Here is a 1,511-nt window from a genome sequence, read left to right on the forward strand (position 1 = left end):
TAGTATAGCATGAAATATTTTAAGTTTTCATTGAAAAATGTTGACTAACTATTAGCTGGTTTAGTTGCATAAGAAAAGGAGTTGCTGATCAGCAACTGGTAATGAATTAAAGCACCCGTTAGTTTTTCAGTGGCCTCACTAATTTGATGGTCTCTTTCAACGTTCCGAACTATTTTGTTTTTGTTTCAATGCGAGAGCTTTTTCTCGGCGTTCTTTTAATTCCATAGTGCGAGTTTCGTTTACGTTAATTTTTTCTGAACATAAACGTTCAATCGCTTCATCAATGATTTCAATTTCATTGTCGTAGTCTTTGAGTTTTCGATATGTCATTGCATACGACCTGTATAATGCTGGAGCATTGTAGCCGTTATATCGGGCTATATCAAATAACTCAATAGCTCGTTCAAGGTTACCAGTTTTTCGTTCCTTATCGCCTTTTTCCCAATACGGCATCCCTTCGTCAAAGCCTTTATCCCAGTCGTATAGGTTCTTTATATCTTTTAGTGGAACTCGATTGTGAATTGGATTAATCGGTATCTCTTCCGTTGAAACTGTTTCAACTTCGCCAAACTTTTCTTTTAACAACTTCCAAACATCAATTAAATGATAAGTTGGTATGTTTCGCCCTAGCTTCTCTAATGCTTGCCCTTGGCCTATTTCATAATTCGTTACGTAATCGTCACCAATATATATCCAAGCAGTAACTGATTTTGCATATTTACTTTTAAGTATTTTGTTGCCGTTTGCTGACAATAATGCTATTGTTTCACTTTGATACTTGTCTAATTTCCCGCCATAAATGATACTAATTTCATCTCGTACATTTCGAGTGATAAAGACTACTGCTTTTAAATTTTCGTACTTAACTTCATCAAATGATCGAGATTTTATTCCAAAGTAATGTTCGTCTATCTCACTTGCATAAAGATATGAAGCTGTTTCAAATTGCAGCTCAGGCGTGTTAGGACTGCGGTCATATCCGTTACCTCTTTTAGTGAAGAGTGGGATTATGCGGTTCGTTAGTCTATCGTTTGTTTCATTTAATATTCGCGTTATTTCTTTATCCTCTAACTCTATTGCTTGTTCTTCGGTTAACCCAGTTCCAACAAAGCGAGAGTCAGTATCATAAATTTCACGAATTTTTTCAGCTTCATATGCTCGTTCATGGAACACTTTATAACGGTCGCCACGTCCTTTTCCGACATAGAATATTTCGCCAGTATTTTTGATAAACCATTCATACACATAAAAATCTGTTGCTGTACTACCAGTAGAAACGCCCACAGGCGATGAAGAAATAGAAAGCCCATAGTTTTCGTTTTCATCAGATGAAATATTGAAAGATACGCCCATACCTATTCTAACATCGTTAGTATTTTCAGGTGGTTTATTCTTTTTTTCTCGTTTTAGTAATTCTCTCATATCTTCTAGATCTTGGAGTTAGTATAGTTTCATGGACACATTTTAGTTAAGTCCTTACAATGATTTTTGAGAGGATGTGTCCGTCTTGG

Annotated in this window: 1 protein-coding gene; it reads right to left on the minus strand. The window is 35.7% G+C overall.

All coding sequences use genetic code 11. The annotated features are described in order from the left end of the window. Positions 1-156: 156 nt before the first annotated feature. Positions 157-1,422 carry a GIY-YIG nuclease family protein gene (locus ACFX4I_RS26365; RefSeq protein ID WP_377424188.1) on the minus strand — a complete coding sequence of 422 codons (1,266 nt, stop codon included), beginning with the start codon at positions 1,420-1,422 and terminating at the stop codon, positions 157-159. Between the last annotated feature and the right edge of the window lie 89 nt (positions 1,423-1,511).

The sequence above is a fragment of the Peribacillus sp. YIM B13472 genome (genome assembly GCF_042788005.1).
Taxonomy (GTDB): Bacteria; Bacillota; Bacilli; order Bacillales; family DSM-1321; genus Peribacillus; species Peribacillus simplex_E.

Bases quoted from the DNA above. Each gene is read 5' to 3' on its own strand.
- ACFX4I_RS26365 (WP_377424188.1), bottom strand. From the start codon at position 1,422: ATGAGAGAATTACTAAAACGAGAAAAAAAGAATAAACCACCTGAAAAT.